General features: G+C 39.4%; 25 protein-coding genes. 7 read left to right on the top strand and 18 right to left on the bottom strand.

All coding sequences use genetic code 11. The features are described from left to right. Nucleotides 1-119: 119 nt before the first annotated feature. On the top strand, nt 120-1,466 hold the full coding sequence (locus ABC361_RS06470; protein WP_413073244.1) for a hemolysin family protein: 1,347 nt from the start codon (nt 120-122) through the stop codon (nt 1,464-1,466). Between the two features lie 50 nt (nt 1,467-1,516). On the opposite strand, the gene ABC361_RS06465 is transcribed toward ABC361_RS06470, so the two are convergent. Then, the gene (locus tag ABC361_RS06465; RefSeq protein WP_413073243.1) at nt 1,517-2,164 is read right to left on the bottom strand and encodes a histidine phosphatase family protein; all 648 of its coding nucleotides are present in this window, start codon (nt 2,162-2,164) and stop codon (nt 1,517-1,519) included. 15 nt (nt 2,165-2,179) lie between these two features. Then, nucleotides 2,180-2,371 carry an SE1561 family protein gene (locus tag ABC361_RS06460; RefSeq protein WP_413073242.1) on the bottom strand — a complete coding sequence of 64 codons (192 nt, stop codon included), beginning with the start codon at nt 2,369-2,371 and terminating at the stop codon, nt 2,180-2,182. Nucleotides 2,372-2,498: 127 nt separating this feature from the next. Here ABC361_RS06460 and yfkAB point away from each other — a divergent pair, with 127 nt between their 5' ends. Beyond that, nucleotides 2,499-3,614 (top strand): radical SAM/CxCxxxxC motif protein YfkAB, encoded by a 1,116-nt coding sequence (yfkAB, locus tag ABC361_RS06455; protein WP_413073241.1) that lies wholly within the window; start codon nt 2,499-2,501, stop codon nt 3,612-3,614. Between the two features lie 66 nt (nt 3,615-3,680). Here yfkAB and ABC361_RS06450 read toward each other — a convergent pair whose 3' ends face one another. From ABC361_RS06450 to ABC361_RS06440, 3 genes are all read right to left on the bottom strand, one after another. Next, nucleotides 3,681-4,487, bottom strand: coding sequence for a YfkD famly protein (locus ABC361_RS06450; RefSeq protein WP_413073240.1), 807 nt, complete (start codon nt 4,485-4,487; stop codon nt 3,681-3,683). 356 nt (nt 4,488-4,843) lie between these two features. Continuing rightward, entirely contained in the window at nt 4,844-5,185 is a 342-nt protein-coding gene (locus tag ABC361_RS06445; RefSeq protein WP_413073239.1) for a hypothetical protein, read from the bottom strand. Nucleotides 5,186-5,293: 108 nt separating this feature from the next. Continuing rightward, on the bottom strand, nt 5,294-5,440 hold the full coding sequence (locus ABC361_RS06440) for a hypothetical protein (protein ID WP_413073238.1): 147 nt from the start codon (nt 5,438-5,440) through the stop codon (nt 5,294-5,296). A gap of 200 nt (nt 5,441-5,640) precedes the next feature. Here ABC361_RS06440 and ABC361_RS06435 point away from each other — a divergent pair, with 200 nt between their 5' ends. The 3 genes from ABC361_RS06435 (at nt 5,641) to ABC361_RS06425 (ending at nt 8,355) form a co-directional block, all read left to right on the top strand. After that, on the top strand, nt 5,641-5,844 hold the full coding sequence (locus ABC361_RS06435; RefSeq protein WP_413073237.1) for an FbpB family small basic protein: 204 nt from the start codon (nt 5,641-5,643) through the stop codon (nt 5,842-5,844). Between the two features lie 120 nt (nt 5,845-5,964). Then, nucleotides 5,965-7,305 carry a cytochrome ubiquinol oxidase subunit I gene (locus ABC361_RS06430; RefSeq protein WP_413073236.1) on the top strand — a complete coding sequence of 447 codons (1,341 nt, stop codon included), beginning with the start codon at nt 5,965-5,967 and terminating at the stop codon, nt 7,303-7,305. A 12-nt stretch (nt 7,306-7,317) separates the two neighbouring features. Continuing rightward, complete coding sequence (locus ABC361_RS06425) at nt 7,318-8,355, top strand: cytochrome d ubiquinol oxidase subunit II (protein WP_413073235.1); 1,038 nt, start codon at nt 7,318-7,320, stop codon at nt 8,353-8,355. Nucleotides 8,356-8,397: 42 nt separating this feature from the next. Here ABC361_RS06425 and ABC361_RS06420 read toward each other — a convergent pair whose 3' ends face one another. The 8 genes from ABC361_RS06420 to rnhA all read right to left on the bottom strand — a co-directional run bounded on the left by ABC361_RS06420 (nt 8,398) and on the right by rnhA (nt 20,772). After that, nucleotides 8,398-9,306, bottom strand: a complete 909-nt coding sequence (locus ABC361_RS06420; protein ID WP_413073234.1) for a hypothetical protein — start codon at nt 9,304-9,306, stop codon at nt 8,398-8,400. Between the two features lie 422 nt (nt 9,307-9,728). Beyond that, nucleotides 9,729-11,489, bottom strand: coding sequence for a M3 family oligoendopeptidase (locus ABC361_RS06415; protein ID WP_413073233.1), 1,761 nt, complete (start codon nt 11,487-11,489; stop codon nt 9,729-9,731). Between the two features lie 235 nt (nt 11,490-11,724). Continuing rightward, a complete protein-coding gene (locus ABC361_RS06410; RefSeq protein ID WP_413073232.1) occupies nt 11,725-12,579 on the bottom strand; it encodes an amidohydrolase family protein in 855 nt (284 codons plus the stop codon). A gap of 7 nt (nt 12,580-12,586) precedes the next feature. Next, nucleotides 12,587-15,637: a GNAT family N-acetyltransferase gene (locus ABC361_RS06405; protein WP_413073231.1), complete on the bottom strand. Its 3,051-nt coding sequence runs from the start codon at nt 15,635-15,637 to the stop codon at nt 12,587-12,589. Between the two features lie 158 nt (nt 15,638-15,795). Beyond that, nucleotides 15,796-17,253, bottom strand: a complete 1,458-nt coding sequence (locus ABC361_RS06400; protein ID WP_413073230.1) for a catalase — start codon at nt 17,251-17,253, stop codon at nt 15,796-15,798. Nucleotides 17,254-17,405: 152 nt separating this feature from the next. Then, nucleotides 17,406-18,701, bottom strand: coding sequence for a lysine N(6)-hydroxylase/L-ornithine N(5)-oxygenase family protein (locus ABC361_RS06395; protein WP_413073229.1), 1,296 nt, complete (start codon nt 18,699-18,701; stop codon nt 17,406-17,408). 10 nt (nt 18,702-18,711) lie between these two features. After that, a complete protein-coding gene (locus tag ABC361_RS06390; protein WP_413073228.1) occupies nt 18,712-20,073 on the bottom strand; it encodes an aldehyde dehydrogenase in 1,362 nt (453 codons plus the stop codon). Between the two features lie 66 nt (nt 20,074-20,139). Then, nucleotides 20,140-20,772 carry a ribonuclease H gene (rnhA, locus tag ABC361_RS06385; protein WP_413073227.1) on the bottom strand — a complete coding sequence of 211 codons (633 nt, stop codon included), beginning with the start codon at nt 20,770-20,772 and terminating at the stop codon, nt 20,140-20,142. Between the two features lie 157 nt (nt 20,773-20,929). Between rnhA and ABC361_RS06380 the strand changes: the two genes are divergently transcribed. After that, complete coding sequence (locus ABC361_RS06380) at nt 20,930-21,181, top strand: hypothetical protein (protein ID WP_413073226.1); 252 nt, start codon at nt 20,930-20,932, stop codon at nt 21,179-21,181. A 99-nt stretch (nt 21,182-21,280) separates the two neighbouring features. Here the strand turns inward: ABC361_RS06380 and ABC361_RS06375 are convergent, their stop codons facing one another. Next, complete coding sequence (locus ABC361_RS06375; RefSeq protein WP_413073225.1) at nt 21,281-21,601, bottom strand: hypothetical protein; 321 nt, start codon at nt 21,599-21,601, stop codon at nt 21,281-21,283. Between the two features lie 84 nt (nt 21,602-21,685). Beyond that, on the bottom strand, nt 21,686-22,078 hold the full coding sequence (locus tag ABC361_RS06370) for a thiol-disulfide oxidoreductase DCC family protein (protein WP_413073224.1): 393 nt from the start codon (nt 22,076-22,078) through the stop codon (nt 21,686-21,688). Nucleotides 22,079-22,410: 332 nt separating this feature from the next. Here ABC361_RS06370 and mreBH point away from each other — a divergent pair, with 332 nt between their 5' ends. After that, nucleotides 22,411-23,418, top strand: coding sequence for a rod-share determining protein MreBH (gene mreBH / locus ABC361_RS06365; protein WP_413073223.1), 1,008 nt, complete (start codon nt 22,411-22,413; stop codon nt 23,416-23,418). A gap of 42 nt (nt 23,419-23,460) precedes the next feature. Here mreBH and ABC361_RS06360 read toward each other — a convergent pair whose 3' ends face one another. Genes ABC361_RS06360 through ABC361_RS06350 form a run of 3 tightly spaced genes read right to left on the bottom strand, consistent with a single transcriptional unit; the run spans nt 23,461 to nt 25,744 of the window. After that, nucleotides 23,461-23,697: a hypothetical protein gene (locus tag ABC361_RS06360; protein ID WP_413073222.1), complete on the bottom strand. Its 237-nt coding sequence runs from the start codon at nt 23,695-23,697 to the stop codon at nt 23,461-23,463. A 23-nt stretch (nt 23,698-23,720) separates the two neighbouring features. Next, nucleotides 23,721-24,422: a hypothetical protein gene (locus tag ABC361_RS06355; RefSeq protein ID WP_413073221.1), complete on the bottom strand. Its 702-nt coding sequence runs from the start codon at nt 24,420-24,422 to the stop codon at nt 23,721-23,723. Between the two features lie 8 nt (nt 24,423-24,430). Beyond that, entirely contained in the window at nt 24,431-25,744 is a 1,314-nt protein-coding gene (locus ABC361_RS06350; RefSeq protein WP_413073220.1) for an amidohydrolase family protein, read from the bottom strand. Nucleotides 25,745-25,830: the final 86 nt, after the last annotated feature.

The raw sequence follows: 25,830 nt of genomic DNA, 5'->3' as shown, positions 1-25,830 counted from the left end.
TTCGTAACCGTTATCAGTATAGAATACGCGAAAGCCTGTGGTTCCAAACTAGGAAAATGATACACAATCCTATTTTTTGAACAATACAGGAGGTGACTCCCTCTTAACGAGGGGAATATTTGGACATACAACAGGGACTTAGCCTTATCGCCGTGGCGATATTAATTGGATTAACCGCTTTTTTTGTAGCATCAGAATTTGCAATTGTAAAGATTCGCAGTACGCAACTTGAACCTCATTTGGAAGCTGGAAAAGCATCAGCAAAGCATGCAAAAAAAGTAACGACTCATTTAGATGAGTATTTATCTGCTTGTCAACTAGGAATCACCATTACAGCATTAGGAATTGGACGTTTAGCTGAACCGACATTTGAACAAATGCTGCACCCGTTCTTTGAAGGTGTTGTACCACCAGCCATGGTAACAACAATGGCTGTTATTGTTTCTTTTAGCTTTGCGACCTTTTTACACGTTGTTATTGGTGAGTTAGCTCCTAAGACGATTGCCATTCAGCGAGCAGAACAAGTTACCCTTTTAATTGCACGTCCACTTGTTTGGTTTTACCGTTTACTGTATCCTTTTATCTGGGTTCTAAACGGTTCAGCTCGAATCCTAATTAAACTTTTAGGGTTTAAACCTATGTCAGAGCATGAAGTAACCCACTCTGAAGAGGAATTGCGTTTGATTATTTCTGATAGCTACAAAGGTGGCGAAATTAATCAGTCTGAGTTTAAGTATGTTAGCAAAATATTTGACTTTGATAACAGGTTGGCAAAAGAAATTATGGTTCCGCGAACGGAAATTTCAGCCATTTCCATTGAAGATACATTAGACGATAGCCTTGCAATTATGCGTGAAGAGAAATTCACACGCTACCCTGTCGTAAATGGTGACAAAGATAATATTTTAGGTATCGTTAACGTTCGAGAAGTGTTAACCGATATTGTGTCGCCTGAAGTAACAAAAGAAGTGAAATTAGAAAATTACATTCGTCCGGTTATTAGCGTTATTGAATCCATTCCGGTGAATGATCTGCTCGTTGAAATGCAAAAGAAGCAGACGCATATGGCCATTTTGTTTGATGAGTACGGCGGTACAGCTGGATTAATTACAGCTGAAGACATTATTGAAGAAATCGTTGGAGAGATCCGTGATGAATTTGATGTGGAAGAAGATCCACTTATCCGTACCATCGATGAAGACCATTACTTGTTAGACGGAAAGACGTTGATTTCTGATGTGAATAAGTTGCTACATGTTGAATTAAATGAAGATGAAGTTGATACAATTGGTGGTTGGGTCTTAACGGAAAAGTACGATATCGAGGTTGGAGAAACGATGATATTTGACGATTATGCTTTTACGGTTAAAGCATTCGACGGTCACCAAATCAAGCTCGTTGAAGTCTTAAAACATTCTGATGATGAAGATGTAGAAGACCAATACCAAGCGTACGGCACATCCTAAAACTACTAAATGAAAAGGACGTTCATCAAATGGTGAGCGTCCTTTTTCTTTTAAAGAATCCCTTTTTTTGCTTGATGATCGGCTTTTATCGTCTCAAGGTGTGCAGTACGATTTGTGTATTCAATATAAAAACGATCTGCCTCCACATCCCACTCAACAAGCGTGACACTTGTGTTTCCAATCACAAACGGACGTTTAACATCTCCCCAACTTGCCCCAGCAATAAGATACGTAAGCAGCGTGCTTATAAATCCTCCGTGAGAGACAAGTAAGATCGTTTCGTCTTGTTGGTGTTGCTCCTTTAACATGTTCAAAAGCTGTTCACAGCGACGACTTAGCGCTTCTATTGTTTCAGCACCTTCTGCATCAGAACCAACGAGAGGTTTTCCTTTCAAATGAGGGTATTGCTCAAAAATATCTTCTCTTGTTTTTCCTTGTAAAACGCCTAAATGTACCTCTCGTAATAAATCCGTTTGGGTTAAACGATAATTTGAGGGATTTGCAATGGTTTCAGCTGTATGAAGCGCCCTTGTTAAATCAGATGTGTAAACGTCCTTTATAGGAAGGGTTTGACAAAATTCTGCTACTGCTTTTGCTTGAATTTCCCCTAGTTCACTTAAAGGAAAATCCATACTTCCTTGAATTTTCCCTTGTTTATTGCCTTCTGATTCCCCGTGACGAATAAAATATAGTTTCATCGTTCCTATTCTCCTTTAGGCGTTTGGCCAATCTCTACGAAACTGCTTAACCTTCACTTCAATATCATCAATCATTTTTAAAATGGAGTCCAATTCTTCCACATTTGCAGACTCTGCATCCATTCCATCAATAACGGAAGCGAGAAGCTCGAATCGTTTCTGCAAATAATCAAGTTGTTCATTCTTTGTTGATATAGTTCCGCCCATTTTATCTCTCCTCTGTTTAACTAGCAATGGCTTAAGTGTAACAAAGTATGCATATACTCTCAAACAGTCTTTTGTTTCTTCGCAAGATACGATAAGATAGACGATGTAGTAAAGGAGCATGATTGTTATGAGCATAAAATATTCTACAACGATTACACCAGCAAATGATCCATGGGAAGCTTACCATGATATGCACGAAACCGGTGAGCTCTCTCTAACCAATATAGAAATTACCACCACAACGCTATGCAACATGAGGTGTGAGCATTGCGCTGTTGGCTATACGCTTTCGCCAAAAGACCCTGATCCTCTGCCGTTAGAATTAGTTATTAAACGTCTTGATGAAATTCCAGATCTTCGAGCGTTTAGCATCACAGGTGGAGAACCGATGATGTCAATGAAATCTGTTCGGGAATACGTCGTTCCACTCCTCAAATATGCCCATGAAAGAGGAGCAAAGACGCAAATTAATTCTAATTTAACAATGCCTTTAGAACGCTATGACTACATTATCCCCTATTTAGATGTGCTACATATTTCTCATAACTATGGAAGTATTGATGATTTTCACTTGATTGGCTTTGCTCACGCTGAGCGTAAACCAGGAGAGAAACAACGTGAAGCAATGTTTCAACGTATGATTGATAATGCGAAGGCGCTAACAGCTAGAGGTGTTTTAGTGTCAGCAGAAACCATGATTAATCGTCGTACCTTGCCCCACCTCGAGGCAATCCATAAACAAATTATAGAGATGGGCTGTCAACGACATGAAATCCATCCAATGTACCCAAGTGACTTTGCTTCCGCTTTAGAAACAGCTTCTCTTGAAGACATTCGCACTGGGATTCATCGTCTGTTAGATGTTCGTGATCCTGATGTTTGGATGTTATTTGGTACGTTACCGTTCTACCCCTGTATAGATAATCAAGACGATTTAGCTTTACAGAAACGTTTATATGCAGAAAAAAATGTGACCGTTCGAAATGATCCTGATGGACGCTCTAGACTTAATATTAATTTGTTTTCTGGCGATATCATTGTAACGGACTTCGGCGATGCTCCTGACCTTGGAAATATTCAAACCTCGTCTTTACCAGACGCTTATTTGAAATGGAAAACGTCCTCATTAAACGCTGAAATTTCCTGTCATTGTCCTGCTGTAAAATGTCTTGGACCGAACTTACTCGTTCGAGATGCTTATTATCAAGACATTGATTTCACTATAAGACAGTCAAAAATATGATGGTCACATTCGATTAGCTCAACAAAAAGAATCTTCATGGCTATACATGAAGATTCTTTCTTCCTTTTATCTTGGTTTTGTAGAAGCCATAAACGTAAACGAAATATTATCTTGGACCGGAATCCAAGCACCTATTCCCTGTTCAGTAACGTTCTTCACTTCCAGCTTTGGCTTTCCTCCACGTAATGTTAAAAATACTTCTCCGTACGTGACGTCTCCTTTTTCATGGACAGCTGGAACATACCCATATAGATAACCGACTTGATTTGATGGCACATTGTATTGATTATTTTTCGTCGTACTTTGCCCAACGACTGTATCAAACGCTAAAGGAAGGTTTGTTTTTTCAGCGGCAGAGATCATCATCATCTTCTCAACGGCTTCTGCATTAGGAATCTTCGCTGTTAACCCTCCGGTAATCTTCTTCTGCTGTTCTTGGAAATAAGACATGGTTTTTGGCGCATTTCCACCACGATTATCAATATAATTTGTATTTACTTTTTGGTATTCCCAATTTACTTCAGTGCCTCTTGATTGATAAGCTAGTGGCCATTCACCTAAATAAATGGAAGCCTTCATCGCGAATCCAAGTTTTGCAAACTGGATCGTTGATTCATTCATAATTCGAATAAGATCTGGATTTTCAATGTTTTCATTCGTTGACTCTAGCAATTGTTCAGCAAGTTCACTTGGCTGTAAATAAGGAAGATCTTGAGTTGCATTTTTATACGTATTTTCTTTTGAAATTGATAGAACGGATTGCGGAATCATAAATGTATGTTCTTCTTTATTTTCTTCTTTCTGATCTTCCGCAAAAGCTTGTGCAGGATTTAATAACAAAAAGAGTAAGGCCACGATAAAGATTTTTTTCATTATATGTTCTCCTTTATTAAATTTATGTCCTTATTCTTTAACAACAATTATGCTTTTATCCAGATCGTGTATGGAAATTTTTATAAAAATGCACAAAAAACAACAGCAGCGCTGGGCTGCTGTTGTTGCCTTAATCATATGCTTCTAGGGCAGAGTCGATCTTTGTCTTTTGGAAACACCTTCCTTCATCATGTATGGTCTTACATGATTAAAAAGACATTTACATTGCTCAACGCAACCACCTCTTCTAATAGAAAACGTGTGACAATCAAAACTCTTACGAATGCAATTGATTTAAGGAAGAACTGTAGCATCGCTACCGTCCTTACCTATAGCATGGTCCAATTTCTTTTAGTTTATTCAAGTTCTCGCTGTTTTTTTAATGCTTTTATTTCATCAGCAGCTTCTTTTGCAGCATGAATCGCTTCTTCAGAAGTATTACGAATGTGCGCAGCCTTTTCTGTTATTGCACGCACATCATTTGATACATCTTTCCAAAGAAGATTGACGCCTTCAATGGTTTCTTTTGCTTGGGCAACCATTTCTTCACGATTGTCACGTAAAAAGATGTACGCGTCTTCTGCTTGCTTTTTTGCTAACTGCGCTTCCACACATACTCGCTCACGCCATTCTTTCTTTGAAGCTACTGCAACAACGACTGCTGCCGCAAGTACAAAACCCCATTTACGCTTTCCCATTTCTTCATCCTCCTAAGCACTAACTCGTTCTATCTTTTATTTTAGTACAATTTTCGACGTTTTTGCAAAGAAGAATGAAAAAACTGCCAACAAATCTTGTCGGCAGTCTTAATTATATGTCTGTACAAGTGATTGATCTGTTTCTAATTGCTCAAATTCGTTGTATGATTTTTGTTTTAGTTCATCAACTTCTTTTGAAAGAGCATTGATTTTTGCTTCTAAATTTTCCATTTTACGTCGATCTTTTTCTGTCATTTGGCTTCCCTCCATTTTGTATATCTTTCTCTGTACAACGTTTATATATGCAGAATATTTTATCAATGTTCTCCTTCGGTGTAAAGTGTATTTCTGAAAAAAACAAATAAAATTTTTAGTGACTTTTTTCGACATAAATCTTCTTTATCAAAAATTTGTAACAAATTAACCTTGCATATACAAATATAGGTGATATACTAATGTTAGGAAATATTCAGAAAAAGGTGATGGATTTGCGCAGAAGACATTCTGTACGTTATGAAGATTTAATGGCTCGAAATCGAGATGAGCTAATGAAAGATGATGAAGCACTGTCAAAAATAGACGATAAGTTATATGAACGTGCCGTTAAGAAAAATAAACGTTCTATAGATGATACAACTTCAAAGACTCGGCGCTTTTAACTATAGACTCTCTTTAACCTGATCACGATAAAACGTGAATAGGGTTGAAGGGAGTTTTTTTGTATAATTTTGTTTTACTTGCACAAATTACCTCTTAAACAATATGAAAAGAGGATTTGCATGGATAATGTACTACTATCAAGAATGCTTTTTGGTACTTCAATGGCTTTTCACATCATCTTTGCTACCTTAACCGTTGGGATTTCCCTTATGATTTTCTTTGGTGAAATTATGCGTGTGATCCGCAAAGATAACGATTATGCGGTTCTAGCAAAACGGCTGACAAAAGGGTTAGCTATTTTACTTGGTGTTGCGATTCCAACTGGAACAATCGTAGCAGTCATGCTCTCCCTGCTATGGCCAGGTTTCATGGAAATCGTTGGTCAGGTTATCGCACTACCGTTTCAAATTGAGATATTTGCTTTCTTTTTGGAGTCACTTTTTCTCGCTATTTACGTGTATGCGGCTGATCGTTTAACCACGACAATGCGAATTATTAGCTCTTTCTTTATCGCTTTTGGAGCTGTCGCTTCAGCCGTGCTCATTACAAGCGCCCATGCATGGATGAACACACCTGAAGGTTTTGACATTGTTAACGGGTCAATTACAAATGTTAATCCGCTTTCTGCTGCCTTATCAACGAGCTTTTGGGCAACCTCTCTACACGTAATCAGTACAGCTTATATGACTGGTGCATTTGTTTTAGTTGCGGTTGCGGCTTACAAGTTAATGAAACCTTCTATTACAGAAGCTGAACGTCGCTACCATCATAAAGGTATGCTGATGGCACTTATTTTTGGATTGGGCATGTCTTTATGGACAGGCTTAACGGGTCACGATACCACCGTCATGCTCTATGAGGAAATTCCGATTAAACTCGCTGCTGCAGAAGGACTATTTGAAACACAATCAAACGCACCTTTAACACTCTTTGGCGTTCCAAGTCCCGAAGAAAATGAAGTGATCGGTGGTTTAGAAATTCCTGGTTTGTTAAGTTGGCTTGCCACATACTCTACTGACGGCGTTATTCAAGGGCTAAACGATTTTCCACAAGAAAATTGGCCACCACTTATTGTACATACGCTGTTTAATGTCATGGTCTTTATTGGGGGTGGTTTAATTGCCATTTCAGGTGGAGGTTTGCTTTATTGGTTTATTAAAAGAAAGAAAGAAAACTTCGCCTTTCCAAAATGGATTTTAGCTGCATTTGTTGCCTCCGGTCCACTTGCTATGATCGGTATTGAAACTGGCTGGATCTTTAGCTGCACAGGCAGACAGCCTTGGACGATTTTTGATATTCAACGCACGTCTGAAGCAGCAACGACATCAGGAAATTTAGGGATTATCTTTTTCTTCTTTGCCGTGCTGTATGCCGTGTTACTCGTCATTACAAGTCTTGTGCTGTACTTTTATTTCAAACGAAATCCACTTACGCAAGATATGAATGCAATTGGATCATAAGGAGGGAGAAAGATGGAACCCGTCTATTTAGCCATTTTGTTAATATGGATCATGTTATTCATTTATGCTGTTGCAGGCTCAATTGACTTTGGAACAGGTTTTTGGGCCATGTATTATGAGCGCAGAAATAACGTACAAGCTTCACGGATTGCGAACAACTTTCTATCTCCTGCATGGAAGGTAACAAACGTATTTTTAGTTTTATTGGTTGTCGCTTTTGTTGCTTTATTTCCAGGTGCTGCGCCTACACTCGGTACATTAATGATTGTCCCGTTCTGTTTAGTCCTATTGCTGCTAACAATTCGAAGTGCCTTTATGGTCTATGCATTCAGTACAGAAAAATACTCTCGTGTGCTCACTCTCGTATCTGGTACGTGCGGATTAATTATTCCAGCGATTCTAATCAGTATCCTTCCAGCTGCCATTGGCGGATTTGTAACAGTAGCGGATGAACGTCAATACATTCTGTTAGACGGACTTTTGCAGAGTCCTGCATTTTATACCCATATTAGTTTCGGTTTAATGACAGAGTTGTTTATCTCGTCACTATTTATGGCAGATTACTCAAAAGAAGCTGGGGATATGAGTACGGCCCATACGTACCGAAGAAACGCGCTCATTCTCGGTCCAATTACACTTGTGGTTGCCATTGCGGCGATCTTCACATTAATTCCAGAGGCCCCTTGGATGTTCGAAAACTTTATGGACCTATGGGGATGGTACACAGCTTCTCTCCTTGCGTTTGGCATTGGCTATAGCGCATTGTGGTGGCCTTCTAAGAATAAAGAATTAGGGCAGCCGCGGGTGGCATTAATTTTCACCGTCATCCAATTCGGTCTCGCCAGTTTAGCTTACGGCATGGCTCATTTGCCTTATCTTCTATACCCTGACGTCACAATTTATGATGCATTTACAAATGAAACCATGTTTCGTTATCTAATGATAGGCTTCATTATCGGTTTAGCTGTGCTCATTCCTGTATTTATTTGGTTTTGGCGGTTATTTTTTAAAGATAAAGCTTACTTACAAAGTGATGGACACGATTACTAGAGAAAAAAAGAAGCTTCCTTTTATGGAAAAGCTTCTTTTTTCTTATCGTTCATCAATAATCGAATATTGACTAACATGACTAATTTGAAAATCAGCTTCTGTTAATTCAGTTTCTGAGTCAAACATCGTTAAGCGTGAAACCGTACCATCGTAGCCAGCAAAAAACTGATTCTGTCTAACTTGAATACCAGTCTCTGTGTCAAACCACAGATTAATTTCCGTATTTTCATTATCGGATACGGCAAATAAATGATGTGCTTTAAAACCTTCTGTTTCAAAAATGCCTCTATATTCTAGATCATAAACAGACTGATCGCCGATAAATTCATTTAACTTAACTTGAGAGATCGTTGGTACCTGTTCATCATCTGCACGAAGCAAGGTGACATGATCGTCTCCTTCTGTATACATTGTTTTAGCTTCAGGTGTTTGCGCTTCATAGACTGTTGTCCCTTCATCTTCTGCTAACTCGGTACCAGAAGTCTCACGATAGTAGTAATCAGGACCATTTGGATTCGCCATGTATTTTAGCACGGTATACCCTTTTGCTTCCATTACGGCACCATCTTCTGCCACATCATGATGCTGCCATTCAAGTGAATACTGTTCAAACTGTTCTTCTGCGGCAATCGCATTGGCAATGATTTCTTCAGGATTTACTGAAGCTTCACCATCGCTGCTCTGCTCGTCTTCAGTAGATCCATTCGTCTCAGCGGGGATTTCTTCACTTGACTGTGATTCGTCATCTTCGCGGTCCTCCGTCGTCGCATCGCCAGATTCTTCATTACTACGCTCTTCTGTATCATCAGCCTCATTGTCTTCATCTGTAGTTTCGGCATGGTCTTCACTAGTGGTCCCATTCACTTCAGGTGATTCAGCACGCTCTTCATCTGGGGAGCATGCACCCAACATCAATGCACTGCAAAAAAGTATACATGTTGCTCTTTTCATCTTCACCTCTCCTTAATCGGTAATTAAAGACATGCGTATTTCGCATTCATTCCGTTAATTAGGCTATTTCTATTATTTTATCATTATTCTATTTTACTCATAAAGGAATTTGCAAAAAGAAGGTTTAAGCGCATACAAATTGGCATAAGAAAAGGAAGCGTCCCTTAAAACACTTCTTAACTTTATTTGAGTCAATGAATTAGAATCACCTCTATAAGATACAACGAAATCCTTCATGCTGTCCTATGTTCTAGCCTTTTTAGATTGTTTTACAAAACCCTTCCACATTTATACGCTTCTGTCTGGATTGTTTTCAGAAAAACACTTTAACAGATGATGCGTGGATTGACTGACTGTACGATTTATTAATAAAAAAAACATAGCTTATTGGTTGCCCAACAAACTATGCGTCCACGAACGTATTAAAATTGTCGAATGTCTTCTAAAATAACATCGATCGCTTCTTGCCAAAAATCTGGCTTCGTTAAATCAACGTCTAAATGTTTTTTTGCTAAAGCTTCAGCGGACATCCGACCGCTATCCTGCAACAATGCAATATACGCATCTTCAAAAGAAGATTCGGACTTTAACGCTCTTGCATAAATTCCCATACTAAACAAGTAGCCGAAGGTATACGGGAAGTTATAGAATGGTTGTCCTGTAATGTGAAAATGTAGCTTTGATGCCCAGAAATACGGATCATACGATGAAACTTTTTCACCATATGCTTCTTTCTGTGCTTCAATCATCAGCTCATTCAATCGTTCTGTAGGAACCATCCCTTGTTTGCGCTCTTCGTAAAAACGTGTTTCAAACAAGAAACGCGAATGAATGTTCATAAAAAATGCAAGAGAACGAGACAGTTTATTTTCGATCAGCATCTTTCTCACATCTTCACTTTCTGCTTCGTCAACTAACGCATCTGCTACAATCATCTCTGCAAACGTGGAAGCTGTCTCCGCGATGCTCATTGGGTATTGCTTTTGTGATTGAACGTCATTGTCTTTTAAACACCAGCTATGATAAGCATGACCTAATTCATGTGCAAGAGTCGCAACGTTTGACATAGAACCATCATACGTCATAAAAATTCGAGATTCTTGCTCCATTGGGAAGCCTGTACAGAATCCACCGGGACGTTTACCAGACCGATTTTCTGCTTCTACCCATCCTTCTCGCAATGCCATTTCTGCAAAATCTGCCATTTTAGGGCTAAACCGTTTAAAATGTTTGATAATGAGCTGGCATGCATCTTCGTATGAGATCGAATTCTTTGACTCATCTTCTAAAGGTAACGGTGCTCCTACATCGTGTAATGCTAATGTTTCGACCCCTAGTAGAGCTGCTTTTTTGTCCATATAAGCATAAAATTCAGGCTTGTTTTTTGTAATCGTATCCCACATTGTTGTGAGTGTTTCTTCCGTCATTAAATTTAATTCTAGAGGTTCTTCCAACACATTTTCCCAACCGCGCTCTTCATAGAGCTTTAATCGAAATCCAGCCAAGCGATTCAATGATTGGGTAAATAATGGAGCTTGCTCTTCCCACGCATTTAATGATGCTACCGAGGCACGCTCTCTCACCTCACGATTTGTACTTCCTAAACGATTATGTAATTGTCCCGCTGACAGCATTTTTGTTTCGCCATCTTCTTCAAAAGGAATCACCATTCTGCCAACAGCTTCGTTATACACGGACCCCCAGGCATGATAACCATCTTTAGCAAGCTTTGAAGCGAGTTCTTCTTTCTCTGAACTCATTTTATCCATTGCACGACTACGCGTTTTCTCAAGTAAAAAGGCAGATGGCGCTATTTTTTCATTTGAAAGAAGCTCACGGAACGCCTCTTCCGATAAATCTCGTAGTTCATCTTCTAGACGAAGCATTAGTTTCTGCGTTTTCACTTGTTGTTCTTGGACGTTTTCAAGTAAGAGAAGCGCCTTTTTATCTTTCACATCTTGAGCCGACAAACACGATACAAATGCTCCAGTTTGGCGAAGTCTCGGTGTAATCGTCTCTATAGATTGGACCAAGTCCTCTACGTTAAGATCTTGTTTTGCTAACAAAACATCTAATTGCTTGTCCGTTTCGTTGAAGAATTCTGTAAATTCTTTTGAATCACTTCCACCTTTAAAGATCGAATCCAAATCCCATGTAATCGGAAAATTCACTGTTTCGTTCATATGTATCCTCCTCAAAGAACGGCTTATTTCGAAACCCGTAATAATCGTATCATTTATTTTGAAGATTTGCACGTTAAATGTTAGAAAATCAAGCTTGAAACCATAAATAGCACTGTGCAAAAACTGCATCCTAACAATATCTTTTCTTCTTTTTTATAGCTCGTCCATTGTCTATACATTCAAAACGCCCCCTCTGATCTCATTTAAACCTATGAAATCAGACAGGAGCTTATGCTTAAATTAATGCATTTAGTTTGGAAAACACATGTAGGGCAGTATCGTGGAAAAACGCTTGGTGATGTTTTTCCGGTATAATTCCCGCAAGCCATTCCATGTATGGTTTTACGCCAACCAGTGGCCAGTCCGTTCCAAACATGTAGCGATCATACGCATCACCATAAATTAACGCATGTTTAAAATGATCAAAATAAGGGTTATCCTTATCTTTATGACGATTCACTTTCTCGTCTGTACCTACGATAAGACCTGATAAATCGGCATACACATTGCGATTTTTATACATCACTTCAGCAGCAGTTAGACACCATGGATCACCTAAATGTGCCATAACGAACGTGACATCCCGATGCTTTACAGCTACTTCGTCAATTGTTAATGGATGTGCATACTTTAAAATGGCTGTTTCCGCATAGGTATCGCCTGTATGAAACACTACAGGAACTTGATGTTTTTTTGCTATCGCATAAACAGGTTGGTACACATCATCAAAAGCATAGTAAGGATAATAACCTAAGTAAATTTTGATCCCAACATACTCTTTATGTTCTAATAACGCATCCAGCCGTTCAATTGAATGTGATGTTAGTAAAAAGGGATTAATCCCAATACAAATTCCCATTGAGTGAGGCCGGTTCGGTAAATCCAGACCCATTAAATCTGGAGCCGACTGATCTGGAAAAGCACCTAGTTTGCTTTCTTCCACACCCATTCCAACCGATGCGATTACATTGGCGTCTTTGAATTCACGCTCAATTCCCTCATGATCATAATGAAGCAAACTATCGTTCGTTGCGGTTTCTTGAAATGTGTGAATCCTAGAAAAGTGAACATGTGCATCAATAATTTTCAACGTCGTTCTATTCCTCCTTAAATTGCAGTGAACGTAACCATTCCCAACCTGTACCCTTTGATAAACCTGAAGTGAAAATAAAGGAATGAGGACGAGAGTGTACAATTCCATCACCTGGAAGTCGTTCAATTGCTTCCCTTGTCATGTAGGAAAAAACATCTTTATTCTCATAAAACTCTGAATCATGCTGCTGATCTGGTCGAACAACAAGAAGGGTTTCGTCTACCTCTTTTTTATATAGTCTAGCGGCTTGTGCTAATTTTGATCCTCCAAACGATTGTGAGCCTCCAGATAAAACAAACGCAAGGTCGTCTGTTTCAGTAGGATAAAAAACACTACCTTTTCGATTAAAAAAGGCTCTTGTCAAAAAGGATTGATCCAATACAACATTCGGTCCATCTTCTAACTCGGTATAATGGACTAACAGACCTGTGTGTGGAAGTGTTAAAAAGTACTGATGCACAGTCGCATCTTGCCATTGCTTATGATCGTTAAATGTAAATGAAGTTTTTATTCCTGTCCAGACCTGTCCCCATTGATCTGTACGAGTAACAAAAGTGGTTTTTCTTTTTTGTTCGGCGATTGTCCGTAGCTGCAAGCCTACAGGAATTGTCATGATTCCCCCACCCCATGGATTCCACCAACTTTTTGCACCTGACTGCGGAAAAGAATGATCAAACCATTCTTCTTCTCTGTAGACAGAATAAACTGCTGGATAGTAATCATTTGCGACTTTAAAAGTGAGCACTCCGTTATGAATAACATGGACGTCTAGGCCTTCTATTTTCTCAACCTTTGAGACAACTGGCTCACTGCCTACACGAAATGCCTGCAGCATACTTATTGCTTGCATCGATTTTCCCTTATATTGAATCATTAATGGTGTAACCCCATCCTCTTCATTTGCCAGAACAGTATGATTAAGATCAGTCTGTCCATCTTGCGTATCAAAGCTATAAGAGGTCGCTTGTTGATCACTAACGATAATATCCCCTTGATCCGCTTGTTGGATACCTGTATTGATTTGTAGTTTAAGCGCTTGATTATCGCAATAAAACCCATGTTCTCTAAATGACACAAGCGCATGTTTTTCAAGAGTTTGTGTTGCTTTTTTTCTTTTCATGAACAGGTCAATATTACCGTCTACATTTGGAAACAAAGTTACTTTCATAGATGCAGATGTTTCTCCAGCTTGAAGAGGATTAAGCGCCCATCGAAAACATAAATCATCATCGATTTCTAAACACTGTGCGCTGGTATCTGCTTCAAGACCAAGAGTCCCTTCCTCCCATTTTAAAAACACCCACTCAATGTCCTTCTCTTCCAACGGAACGTCGTCAATCCAATATTGTTGAACTTGTGAGATTTGCTTAATCTCATGATTAGTAGAGAGATAGACATCATTCGGTTTAAAATAAAACGGCACGATCATTTGCTTTAAATCGATTGATTGACTACTTTTATTGGTTATGACATACTCAGCCTCAAGAATGTGATGATGCGTCCATTTATATTGAATGGTACACTCTGCTTTCCCTTGATTGAGGAGATAGGTTACCTTAATTGTTTGAAAACGATCTTTCGTTTCTGAATGAATAGATTGCCAGCCAACGTTTGCCAACTCATTCGTTAACGGATCATTAAAACTCGGGTGAAGCATGGACCATGGCTGCTCAATACCTGCTTGAATAAACGTAGTTAAGGCTGAATCTTGATGGAAAACAAGCTGTTGCTTTCCATTTACAGCTACAAACATTTGATCTTGTTGAAAGGATCCAACGCTACCCTCACCATCAATATAGAACGGAACACGCTCTTCATAAAAAGAAGTAGACTGCTCCCTCTTATCTTGTAGAGAAATCGTAAAATCAATAGGTTCTACGCCTACTTGCTTTTGTTTACACGAAAACGAGACGGTTTTTGTTTGATTTGGCGCAACTTCAATCGTTCCTTCCCTATCTATCCATTCAAGTAAAGGATGTTCTTTCCCATAAAGCTTCACTACTTGACTTGTTGGTAGCTGATTTCGAACGTGTAAAAATAATTGCTCCCGTTTATGACTCGTAAAATCGCTAGCGCTTAAATGTAACGGTTTTTTTACTACATATCCGCATGATAGAGGAACACTTACGTCATGAATGTGAACAGATAAAGTTGTAAATGGGTATGTCTTCCATTCAGAAATGGCTTCATCTTCCTCTTCCACTTCATTAACATGAAATGGAAACGTATAGATTCTCTGTTCTTTCGCAGGCACTTCGTCCTCAACCTTCACATGCAAATTCAAACGATCATCTTCATCATTTATACGTATAGGCATAGACTGATTACGTTTGTTTTCAAATTTAAGTGAGGCTTTATATGAAATAGTTGGAAAGAGTTGTTTATGCGGAAGAAGCCATTCAAGATTGAAATTATTTGTCTCAATTTTAAAAATTCTCCTGCTTGAATGCTCTATTCCAACCGTAATAAGCTCACCGTCTAATTCAAACTTGTATGTAAAGATTGTGAATTCTCCCTTTTTTTCACGGTCAGGCTCAACAGTCAAATCCCGCTTTAATGCAGCATACCAGTTGGATTCATTCAGATATTTTTTTAAAAATGGGTGCTGTAAGACTAACGGGATAAAATTCATTAAATGAGTCGTTTCTTCTCGGTCCTCCCAAAAGAATCCACAGCGCTTATAAAGTGGAACAGCTTTCGTATTTCCTGGCCACGTATGCAAATCAAGTCGAGGCCAACCTGCTTTTGTTGTGCGTTGAATGGCTTCAAGGACGAGAGCTTTTCCAATCCCTTTTCCAATATACTGTGGGTGGGCATTTAATAATGGAATATAAAGAGCATCTCGATCCGCATGGAATTCAGCAAGTCCACAGTACCCAATAACCTCGTCCTCTTTTATCGCTAGCATAGTGGCGATATTACCTGAATTTCGCTCTTCTTTCTCACGATCTTCTGCGGTTTCAACCGTATCACCACCGCCAAAATTTTCACGACTTTCATTCCACATTTTTGCTGTAGCATTTGCGTATTCTTTTTCATAATCTATAATTTTCATAACTTTCCCCCTTTTTATAATCATAAAGAAGAACCTGATCAAGCGCAAATAATTGTTTATCCCTTAAAACCTTAAGTTCTCATAAAAAAGAAAGACAAACCACCCAATTGGATCGTTTGTCTTCTCATTATCATTTATAACCAATTCACCAACAGCTCTTATTTCTTAGCCTGCTGGACATACTCAGAAATATCAAGATTTAATTGATCTGCTAATCTCTGCCCTAATGATTCATCGGCGCGGTAGAAATTACAAACCGCACGCAAAGCCGTTTCTTGTTTTACTTGCTCTAAATCGCCAACAATGTTTTTTACGAGTGCTTGTTTCACACTCTCCTCGTAATTACGATAAATCTTACCAGCTTGTCCAAAATGATTTTTCTTTTCAATCGCTATTCGACCGATCGTTCCTTGAATAGGCGCTCGATAATCTTCAAATTCTTCTGCTTCGTCTGGCGTTTCTTGATAACGATTTGGCTCGTAATTAATTGAATTTGTTTGCTGACCTACAGGCATCGCTCCATCACGTTGAAAATTGGCTTTTTGCGCAAATGGACAATTTACAGGTAGGTTCAAATAGTTTGCACCAACACGGTAACGCTGTGTATCGGAATATGAGAAAATTCGTCCTTGTAACATTTTATCTTCAGAAGGCTCGATTCCTGGAATCAAATTACCTGGGTTAAATCCAACTTGTTCCGTTTCTGCAAACACATTTTCAGGATTGCGATTTAACGTCATCGTACCTACATGTTGATACGGAATGTCCTCTTCTAACCAATCTTTCGTTGCATCAAGAGGATGAAAGTCAAAGTTGTCTAAATCAGCCGGGTCAAGGATTTGTACATAAAGATCCCACTCAGGAAACTCTCCCTTTTCAATTGACTCATAGAAATCTCTTGTTGCATGGTTAAAGTCTTGTCCTTGGATCTCTGCCGCTTCTTCTCCAGACAAGTTACGAATTCCTTTCTTTGGAACCCAACGAAGCTTCGCATAAACCATATTGCCATGCTCGTTCACAAATTTAAATGCATGGACACTTGAGCCACGCATTTCACGGTAGGAAGCCGGAATGCCTTCATCTGTAAACAAGTGCATCAGCATATTTGTTGTTTCAGGTGAAAGCGACATAAAGTCCCAATAGCGATCTGGGTCTTGAATATTTGTGCGAGGATCAGGCTTTAAAGAATGAATCACGTCTGGAAATTTAATCGCATCTCGAATAAAGAAAACAGGTAAGTTGTTTCCAACAAAATCGTAGTTTCCTTCTTCCGTATAAAATTTGACTGAAAATCCACGTGGATCTCTTAACGTTTCTGGTGACGTACCACCGTGAATAACGGTTGAAAATCGTACAAATAACGGTGTTTCTTTTCCATCTTCAGCAAATAGAGCCGCTTTTGTGTAACGTTTCAAATTATTTTTCACTTTAAATACACCGTATGCGCCTACACCTCTAGCATGCACCACACGCTCAGGAATTCGTTCTCTATCAAAGTGGGCTAATTTTTCTACTAGATGATAATCTTCCAACATCGTTGGCCCATGCTGACCAGCCGTTCTTGAATTTTGATTATCATAAATTGGGTGCCCTTGATTATCTGTTAACCGGGTCATATGTAGTTCCTCCTCAAGAAAAACAAATTTAAAAGATTTCATTCTTGTATCGTAGAAAAACTATTCCCCACCCTAAAATCTTTCAAACCTAAATCAACAAGAATTCTTTTTTAAGAATTATTCTTATTGGTTAATCTTTGAGGACGCCGATCTTACGCTTTATTAGAGAATTGTTGAAACACAGGTCCTGGGCTTTCTTTGTACACCTTCTGATTGGCTAATTCATTAATAATCCGAACATTGCGCTCAACCGATAAGCCTAAATTCGTTGCGCTCGTTCCTAATGCATGCTCTAAATTTGTGAGCGTAAATACACGATTTTTACGTTGATCCTTAAAAATCAATTCCGCATTACGGGTTACAGCAAATTCTGACTCAGACTCCATCTCCACATCTTTCATCATTGCGGTTAACCAATCTGGGATATGCGGCTTATAGCCTGTTGCGAAAATGATCTTTTCAGACCGGTGTGTAAAAGACTGATCTTCTTGCCACTGCTTACCGGATAAAAGATAGTCGCCGGATTTAGAGGTTTCCACTTGATTGATTTCAATGGCAGCTTGAATAAGTGCTGGCGATTGGTTCGTTTCAATACTTCGATGGTAGAGTTTATCGTATATCTTATGCAATGTTTTTTGCTGCACACCGTTTCTTAAATTTCCAAGTAACGGGAGCGCTTCTTCTCTTTGTTCGTAGGTCAGATTATGAAAATAATCTATATAAGTTGGTGAAAACAACTCTTGTCCCAGCTTTGAGTCTTCAAGTTGAAAAAAACCTGGCGAACGCGTGAACCAGCTTAGTTCGTACTCCTCTTCTAGTTGATCATCCAATAATTTGTAAAAGATCTCCGCTGCGCTTTGACCTGATCCAATGACCGTAACGGATTGTGCTTTTTTGATTTCTTTTTCATAAAATCCATAAGAACTTGAATGGATGATATCTTCATTTAAACCGCCCTCAATATCTGCAGGGACAATTGGTTCACTTCCAGTTCCCACAACAAGATGTTTGCAGTAAAAATGCTCTGTCTTATCACGATCTTCTACTGTCACTTGATAACAAGCATCGCTTTTTACATATTGAACGTCCACGACTTTCTTGCCAAAATGACAGTTATTTAACTGTGTTACGACCCAGTGACAATATGCATTGTATTCTTTTCTAGGCACATCAAATCGATTAAAAAAGAAAAATGACATCAAACGATCGTGAACATGGGCGTAATTTAAAAACGAATATTGACTCATTGGATTTGCAAATGAGACTAAATCCGCCAGAAAAGGGACCTGTAAATCGGTCCCATCTAACAGCATGCCAGGATGCCATTGAAATACGTTTGTTTCATCAAAGAACGCACTCTTTAACGTTGTTTTTTCTTCCATTAGTGCAGCCAACCCTAAATTGAACGGGCCTATCCCTACACCAATCACATCTAATGTTTCTCTCATAGTTACTCTCCTATTTGAACACACTTCGAATTATTTTATTTGCCATTTTTCCACTTTTATACCGTAATGGCATATCAAAAGACGTTGTTTGCTTTAGCATGCCCTTCTGATGGGAAAATGTGCGAAAACTTTCATAACCGTGATATGCTCCTATGCCACTAGGTCCTTTGCCTCCAAAAGGAAGATGAGGATTTGCAACATGCATGATGGTATCGTTGATGCAGCCGCCTCCAAAAGAAAGCTGTTCCGAATAAAGTGTTTGCGTTTGTTCTTCTTCAGAAAACACATAAAGTGCTAAAGGATTTGGTAAAGACCGAACGCGCACCATGACTTCTGTTGGTGACTTATACGTGAAAACGGGTAATATCGGACCAAAAATTTCATCCTTCATAATTGGCGCATCCCAATCAACGTTTGTTAGGATCGTTGGTGAAATCAAACGATGTTCTTTTGAATGCTGGCCCCCTAAAACAGTCTCTCCGTTGTCAAGGTAAGCGGCTAACCGATCAAAATGTTTTTCGTTAACGATTTGCGTATACGTGCCTTCTTTCGTTCTTTTTGAGAATAAGTTGTACGTATGTTTCTTAAGTTTTTTTAGAAATGATTCGTAGACATCTTCATGAACCATTACATAATCAGGCGCAATACACGTTTGTCCTGCATTGGTGAATTTTCCCCAACTGATACGTTTTGCTGCTAAATCAAGCTTGGCGTCTTCAGCAACAATTGCAGGGCTCTTTCCACCTAATTCCAAGGTATGAGGCGTCAAATGTTCGGCAGCATGCTTCATTACAATTTTGCCTACAGCCACACTACCTGTAAAGAAAATATAGTCAAACCCTTGCTCTAGCAAAGCTTCTGATGTTTTGGCATCCCCTTCTACAACAGCTACAATTTCTTGTGCAAACGTAGAACGGACCGCTGCTGCGATTGCACTTGATGTGTGAGGCGTTAATTCAGATGGCTTAATAACCGCACTATTCCCTGCAGCCAGTGCACCAACGAGAGGTGAGAAGGTTAATTGAATTGGGTAATTCCATGGCGCAATAATTAAGACACTTCCGTATGCCTCATTCACTACATAGCTAGTAGAACCAGCGTGAGTCACAGGTGATTTCACCTTAACAGGCTCCATCCACTCTTCTAACGTTTCCAATGTATGATTAATTTCTAAGTGAACGGTACCTAGCTCCATCATAAAGGCTTCCGCTTCTTGTTTATTTAAATCTTTATTTACAGCAGCTAGCAGTTCGCTTTCGTGATTTTGTAGCATGTCTTTAAGCTTCAATAATTGCTGCTTTCGTGCTTGAAACGTTTTTAAAGCTCCAGAAAATACGTATTCTTGTTGGACACCTTTTAGTGTTTCGTACATAATCATCACTTCCTTTTCAGAGATTCCTAATGATGGTTTACCCTAAATAGGCTACTTTCACTCTTCTTAGCTTTTACGCCCGTAATCTGCCTTTATTTCTCCATGCTGCTCGGTATTCCATTTTAGGACTTGATGATGATTTGGGTTCTCTTTTAACCATTGTTCTGCTCGGTTGACAAGGTCCCAAATTTCGCGCGTTTTATCATTGCGTACTAAAGTTGAATTCGCTTTTTTCTTTTTCACCCAACTAATCGCTGTTCTTGAGTCCGAATAGACTGGCTTCATTAATTGATTCTCTTGTAGATAAGCGAGTCCGTGTACAATTGCTAAAAATTCGCCCATATTATTGGTACCTAATTGTATTGGCTCTTTTTCAAATAAAATGGCTCCAGTTTTCGTATCAACACCTTTATATTCTACTTTTCCTGGGTTCCCGTGGCTTCCAACATCAACACTAATACTATCCCATATAACGTCTTCAGCTGTATTCGCGCTAACCTGCTTCACAGATTTAGTCGCCTTTTTGGCTCCAGTTGAAGTTGGCTTCCCTTCATAAGCACGTTCTGCTTCAGTTTGTGATTCATACGATTTAAATCTAGCTCCTTTGTATCCTTTAACTTGCTTTTCACAGTCTGCCCACGTACGGTATATACCAGGCTTTCTACCTGCCCAAACCACATAAAATTTTTGCTTCGCCATCCTGCTTTCCATCATTCCTTTCGCTTCCGAATCTACTACTCTTGTATCATAGTACCGTTTAACCTTTAAAAACGAAAGCAGTATTCTTACTAAATGATAACGAGTTGAATAGAATTCTCCATTATTGACCATGATGATAAAAAGAGGAGGATCATAGATGGAAATTAATGTGGAGCGAAAACGTTCTGTAGAGGAAATCGGGAATTTTGTTTGCACTGAAAATGAACATATTTATGTTGTCATTCTTGATAAAGGCGAAAAGTACCCTTATCTCCTACTTTCGTTACAAACTTTTCACATCATTCAAAACTATGATAGTATGCCAACTCGCAACGAGCTTGAAGAAGATATCGGCGAAAAAATAAAAGAGATTTATAACCAAAACAACGCTTCTATTACGTTGAATTAAATCAACCATGAATCAGATCAAGTCACTCCATTCAACGTTGATATCGGGTTATGCAATGAAAAAACGCCTCAGAAAATCTGAGGCGTTTTTGCTTATCGTTTATTGCGCAGAATCTGCGGTTGACTGTTCATACCAGTTATCCAATACTTTTGCATCAAGAATGCGCTTTTTAATGTATATGGTTTGTTTTTTTAAAAATAATTCTTCCCAGTTCACTTCAAAGTCTGAAGCCATTTGGACAAGTGTCAAAAGCTCTTGCCACGCAACATAACGTTTATACCAGAAAAATTGCGGTTGCTCTGAGATGTAAGGATACAAATCATCAAACTCTGTATGCTTGCAATCAATTGTACGTTCAAATTGGACTTTTGCCTTTTCTAACTTCGCTTTGAGATATGGTTGCAATTCAGATTGTTCCACGATGATGCCCCCTCATGCTTTTTGTAATTATAGCACAATTCTCAGTTTTTTTCACGCCCCAAATCTTAATAAAACGCTCAAACATTATGTTAAAAAGCGGCTTCGTTCTTCTTTTGATGGTAATCGACACGACTCTTTTTTTCCAAATAAGCGATACCGATTATGCGCAATCCAATCATATACTTTATTACGAATGGGCCGGGGAACAATGTTCAGCACTCGAAAAAGTGGCCAGAAACCTTTTAATTTCGGGAAGACCCTTAGTGCTGCATCACTTTTTGTGTACGCTTGTTGGTTTTCAATTACGACCATAGTATGTAGATCAAGACGTAATCCATGTTCTTTCAAAAGTGCCTTACCTTTTTCAGATTGAAGAGAAGCAAATTGATAACGACCTTTTATATCTCTTTTTATCACAAAGTCTACTAAATGGTTGCATAAATTACATACACCATCAAATAAAATGATTCCACTCATACCGCTCTCTCCTCTCATACAAAAAGAGTAGCACAAAATATATTTTAAAAAAAGTTTACGTAAGACAAAAAAGGGTATAAAGATATCAAGAGGGTGATTTCACTAAACGATCGTGTTAGTAAAGTCCCAAATTCTTTCATACCCTCCCCCCACCTTTTGAGGCACCTAAATTTAGGTGCTTCTTTACATTTGAGTGACAAACCAGGAACTCCGACTTATTTCTTACAATCTAAATGCAAACTTTTTTCCATCCTTTTTCACTTTATCTCTCTCCACACAATTGTTACACTATCTTGTAGTCAAAGAATAAGGAAGAAATGTGGTGACTTATTATGTTTTCAACAGCTCAAATTGGAATTGATTTAGGAACAGCGAACATACTTGTCTATAGCAAGGAAAAAGGTATTATTTTAAATGAACCATCTGTTGTTGCACTTAATATAGATACGAGAGATGTACTTGCGATCGGAATCGAAGCGAAAAAAATGGTTGGTAAAACCCCTTCCCATATTGTCGCAGTTCGTCCGTTACGTGATGGTGTCATTGCCGATTTTGATGTGACGGCCAGTTTACTTAAAGAAATTATGCGGAAAGCCAGTAAAAATATGGGTCTTGCGATGCGTAAACCTAACGTTGTTGTATGTGCGCCAACAGGGTCTACTTCTGTAGAACGTCGAGCTATTTTAGACGCTGTTCGAAGCTGCGGTGCAAAAAATGTTCACATAATTGAAGAACCGGTTGCTGCCGCAATAGGTGCAGACCTACCTGTTGAAGAACCAACAGCAAATGTCGTTGTTGATATCGGCGGAGGCACAACTGAAGTAGCCATTATTTCTTACGGTGGCGTGGTGTCTTCAAACTCTGTACGAGTTGGTGGGGACAAACTGGACGAAGCCATTATTCAATATGTACGTAAAACCTATAACATTCTGATCGGTGAACGTACAGCAGAGCAAATCAAAATGGAAATTGGCTATGCACCGATTGAACACGAAAAATTAACATTAGAAATACGTGGTCGTGACTTGGTGAATGGACTTCCAAAAACGATTGAGCTGCATTCGTATGAAATCCAAGAAGCGATGAGCGAGCTATTGCTTCAACTTTTAGAAGCGCTAAGAGCAACATTAGAAGATTGTCCACCGGAATTAAGTGGAGATATTGTCGACCAAGGCGTGCTTTTAACTGGCGGTGGTGCACTCTTAAACGGACTTCAAGAGTGGATTTCAGATGAGATCTTCGTACCCGTTCACATTGCACCAAACCCACTTGAATCAGTGGCAATTGGAACAGGTCGTTCTCTATCCTTTATTGATAAACTTCAAAAAGCGTCTGTTTAAAGAAGAGACGAGCACGCTATTCAGCGTGCTCGTTTTTTACTATTAGAATGCACGTTTTCGATTATCATAATATTCCTGAAGCCCTAGTTCTTCGTTCATGATCCATTCCATTTCTTTTAAATCTTCACGTATGACCATCGGATCGATCTCTGACCATTGAATCGAATAGATAAAGTAGTAACGGCCTACCATTCGAAACGTAACGATCGATGAAGGAAAGCGACTAAATACAGCCTTTATTTGATTCCTCTTCCAATATGAGTATGAAATCATTTCCATTCGTTTCCTCCACCTTCTTTCTTTTACTGTAGATGTTCACTTAAAGAAAGGTTTTGATCGGTTTGCACGATATGACCTTTACGTTTATTTTCATTCACCCGCTGAAAATAAAACGGTACTGGATAGTCTGGTCTCTTTGCATAAACGGCCGCAACCAATTTTTCCACTGGTATGGGCTCTTCAAACTGACGAAGTGCTTCTAATACTTCTGCGTCAAAAAAGTGCTCATCTCGTTCTTTATAGGCAAACAAACTCTCGCGCTCGATCAATTTGTGTTTTTCAATGCTTGAAAATGCTGGGATTAACTCCATCCACTCTTCCTTTTTTAATGCTAGTTGCTGCTCAAGTTCTTGAAATAGCTCAGGAGCACGCTCATGAATATGCAAAGGACCCGGCACAATTCGCACGTACAAGTTTTCCGTTTGATCAAACTGCTCGGCAATCTCCAAAAAGGCTAATTCTTCTGCAGCCGATGGACCTACCCAAGCGACGACGCTCCCTTTAATTAACGCTGTTTGAATGGCCTCTCGCTGCTGACGCTGTTGCTTTAAGATTTTCAGACGCTCCATTTCAAGGTGCTGTACCCCTAGTAGCCGCTCTAATCGTTTCATACGTTCTTCTTCATTTGTCACAATGCCCATTTGCCAGAAAGGCTCGTATATGAGTAATTCTTCCTTGCTATGTGGTGCGGTTACGTTACTTGAAAAGAATAATTGTTTGCACATTCAATCACCTAGCTTTTCATATTTACATGTGGATAGTTCTTCTTCCTATCGTCGTGAAAGGATTGTTCTTTCGCAAGGTACCACTCTTCTGAGTAATCCTTTTGGGATTGCTCTGCTTTTGCTATCAATGCTTCTGGTCTATGCCATTTGCCACCTTTCACGATCCAGTCAATCGTCAGTGTAGCTTCAACTGTTTGGAGAGGGTTTTCCTTCACAATGAGTAGATCCGCATGTTCACCCGGCTCACAATTGCTTGTAATGCCAAATAATTCACCTGGGATCGACGTTGCTGATTGGATCGCTTCAAAAGGAGTTAATCCGCACTCCACCAACAACTGTAGCTCACGGTGCAGCAACTGACCTGGGTACATATCTACGCCTGCAGGAGTATCAGTTCCTGCTAAAATCGTACCGCCCATCTGGTGATAAGCCTCCGTAATCTGTTTTGTCGCTTGGAATAACCGCTTTTGTTTCCGTGACTGTATATGCGGCCTAACTTGCTTCCACTGTTCCTCTAAGCTTAACATAGCATTTGTTTCGAAAGGTAGAGAAGGTGTCCAATGATGATCATTCGTAGATTGCGCAAATAGACTCAAGGTTGGTGTTAAGATGACACCAGCTGACTTCAGCTCTTCACAGACTTTCGCGAGTGTTTCTTTCTCTAATCCTCCATCTAAGTGTTCCTTATCGTCTGCTTCATCTAGTAATGAGTGCCAGCTCGGGATCAGAGATTGAATGATTCCCGAATTATGCTCAAGAAAGCGCACCCCTATTTTTGCAGCTGTCAATGCATCTACGTCTGTCGATGCTAACAGATCAGCAGCGACGTCGAGACGGTGACGCTCTGATTCATTCACTACAGCTTCCATGACCTCTCTCTTTAAGCGACCATACACTTTAATAAATGAAGCACCTTGTTCAGCCTGCCGCTGAACCTCTTCACGTGCTTCCTGCTTTGATGTCGTTGTGAATGAACCACTGCTTGTCCCTCCCCATAAACCTGGCACCCCATCAATCATGCGGTCTGCCCAATAAACGTGTGGTGTAAAGGGAGTTGGATCATTTTTGATTAGGGGTGCAAGCATATATGCATTCCCAGCAGTGTTGCGTACACTTGTCACGCCTGCAGCTGTAAAAAGCGGCGCATAACCAGGCATGATATGGCAATGGCTATCAATGAAACCTGGCAGTGCGTAAGTAGTCAAGTGTTCATTTGGTGCATCGATTTTCTCTGTAATACGGCCGTTTTCAACAGTTACCGTTTTTCCTTCAAAGGTTGCAGTGTTCATATTTAATAGATTGATTGTTTCTGTTTGTTTCATTCCCTGTCCCCCTGCAACCTACATTGATTTCTTCTTTTCCTATACCCGCTTTTCTGGAATTCAAAAAAGCCCGCTTTTTTCAGCGG

Source organism: Shouchella phoenicis, from assembly GCF_047238345.1.
In the GTDB taxonomy this organism is placed as follows: domain Bacteria; phylum Bacillota; class Bacilli; order Bacillales; family Bacillaceae_D; genus Shouchella.
This window is presented reverse-complemented; position numbering and strand designations above follow the sequence as displayed.

Bases quoted from the DNA above. Each gene is read 5' to 3' on its own strand.
- ABC361_RS06465 (WP_413073243.1), bottom strand. From the start codon at position 2,164: ATGAAACTATATTTTATTCGTCACGGGGAATCAGAAGGCAATAAACAA.
- ABC361_RS06460 (WP_413073242.1), bottom strand. From the start codon at position 2,371: ATGGGCGGAACTATATCAACAAAGAATGAACAACTTGATTATTTGCAG.
- yfkAB (WP_413073241.1), top strand. From the start codon at position 2,499: ATGAGCATAAAATATTCTACAACGATTACACCAGCAAATGATCCATGG.
- ABC361_RS06450 (WP_413073240.1), bottom strand. From the start codon at position 4,487: ATGAAAAAAATCTTTATCGTGGCCTTACTCTTTTTGTTATTAAATCCT.
- ABC361_RS06445 (WP_413073239.1), bottom strand. From the start codon at position 5,185: ATGGGAAAGCGTAAATGGGGTTTTGTACTTGCGGCAGCAGTCGTTGTT.
- ABC361_RS06440 (WP_413073238.1), bottom strand. From the start codon at position 5,440: ATGACAGAAAAAGATCGACGTAAAATGGAAAATTTAGAAGCAAAAATC.
- ABC361_RS06435 (WP_413073237.1), top strand. From the start codon at position 5,641: ATGTTAGGAAATATTCAGAAAAAGGTGATGGATTTGCGCAGAAGACAT.
- ABC361_RS06430 (WP_413073236.1), top strand. From the start codon at position 5,965: ATGGATAATGTACTACTATCAAGAATGCTTTTTGGTACTTCAATGGCT.
- ABC361_RS06425 (WP_413073235.1), top strand. From the start codon at position 7,318: ATGGAACCCGTCTATTTAGCCATTTTGTTAATATGGATCATGTTATTC.
- ABC361_RS06420 (WP_413073234.1), bottom strand. From the start codon at position 9,306: ATGAAAAGAGCAACATGTATACTTTTTTGCAGTGCATTGATGTTGGGT.
- ABC361_RS06415 (WP_413073233.1), bottom strand. From the start codon at position 11,489: ATGAACGAAACAGTGAATTTTCCGATTACATGGGATTTGGATTCGATC.
- ABC361_RS06405 (WP_413073231.1), bottom strand. From the start codon at position 15,637: ATGAAAATTATAGATTATGAAAAAGAATACGCAAATGCTACAGCAAAA.
- ABC361_RS06400 (WP_413073230.1), bottom strand. From the start codon at position 17,253: ATGACCCGGTTAACAGATAATCAAGGGCACCCAATTTATGATAATCAA.
- ABC361_RS06395 (WP_413073229.1), bottom strand. From the start codon at position 18,701: ATGAGAGAAACATTAGATGTGATTGGTGTAGGGATAGGCCCGTTCAAT.
- ABC361_RS06390 (WP_413073228.1), bottom strand. From the start codon at position 20,073: ATGTACGAAACACTAAAAGGTGTCCAACAAGAATACGTATTTTCTGGA.
- rnhA (WP_413073227.1), bottom strand. From the start codon at position 20,772: ATGGCGAAGCAAAAATTTTATGTGGTTTGGGCAGGTAGAAAGCCTGGT.
- ABC361_RS06380 (WP_413073226.1), top strand. From the start codon at position 20,930: ATGGAAATTAATGTGGAGCGAAAACGTTCTGTAGAGGAAATCGGGAAT.
- ABC361_RS06370 (WP_413073224.1), bottom strand. From the start codon at position 22,078: ATGAGTGGAATCATTTTATTTGATGGTGTATGTAATTTATGCAACCAT.
- mreBH (WP_413073223.1), top strand. From the start codon at position 22,411: ATGTTTTCAACAGCTCAAATTGGAATTGATTTAGGAACAGCGAACATA.
- ABC361_RS06360 (WP_413073222.1), bottom strand. From the start codon at position 23,697: ATGGAAATGATTTCATACTCATATTGGAAGAGGAATCAAATAAAGGCT.
- ABC361_RS06355 (WP_413073221.1), bottom strand. From the start codon at position 24,422: ATGTGCAAACAATTATTCTTTTCAAGTAACGTAACCGCACCACATAGC.
- ABC361_RS06350 (WP_413073220.1), bottom strand. From the start codon at position 25,744: ATGAAACAAACAGAAACAATCAATCTATTAAATATGAACACTGCAACC.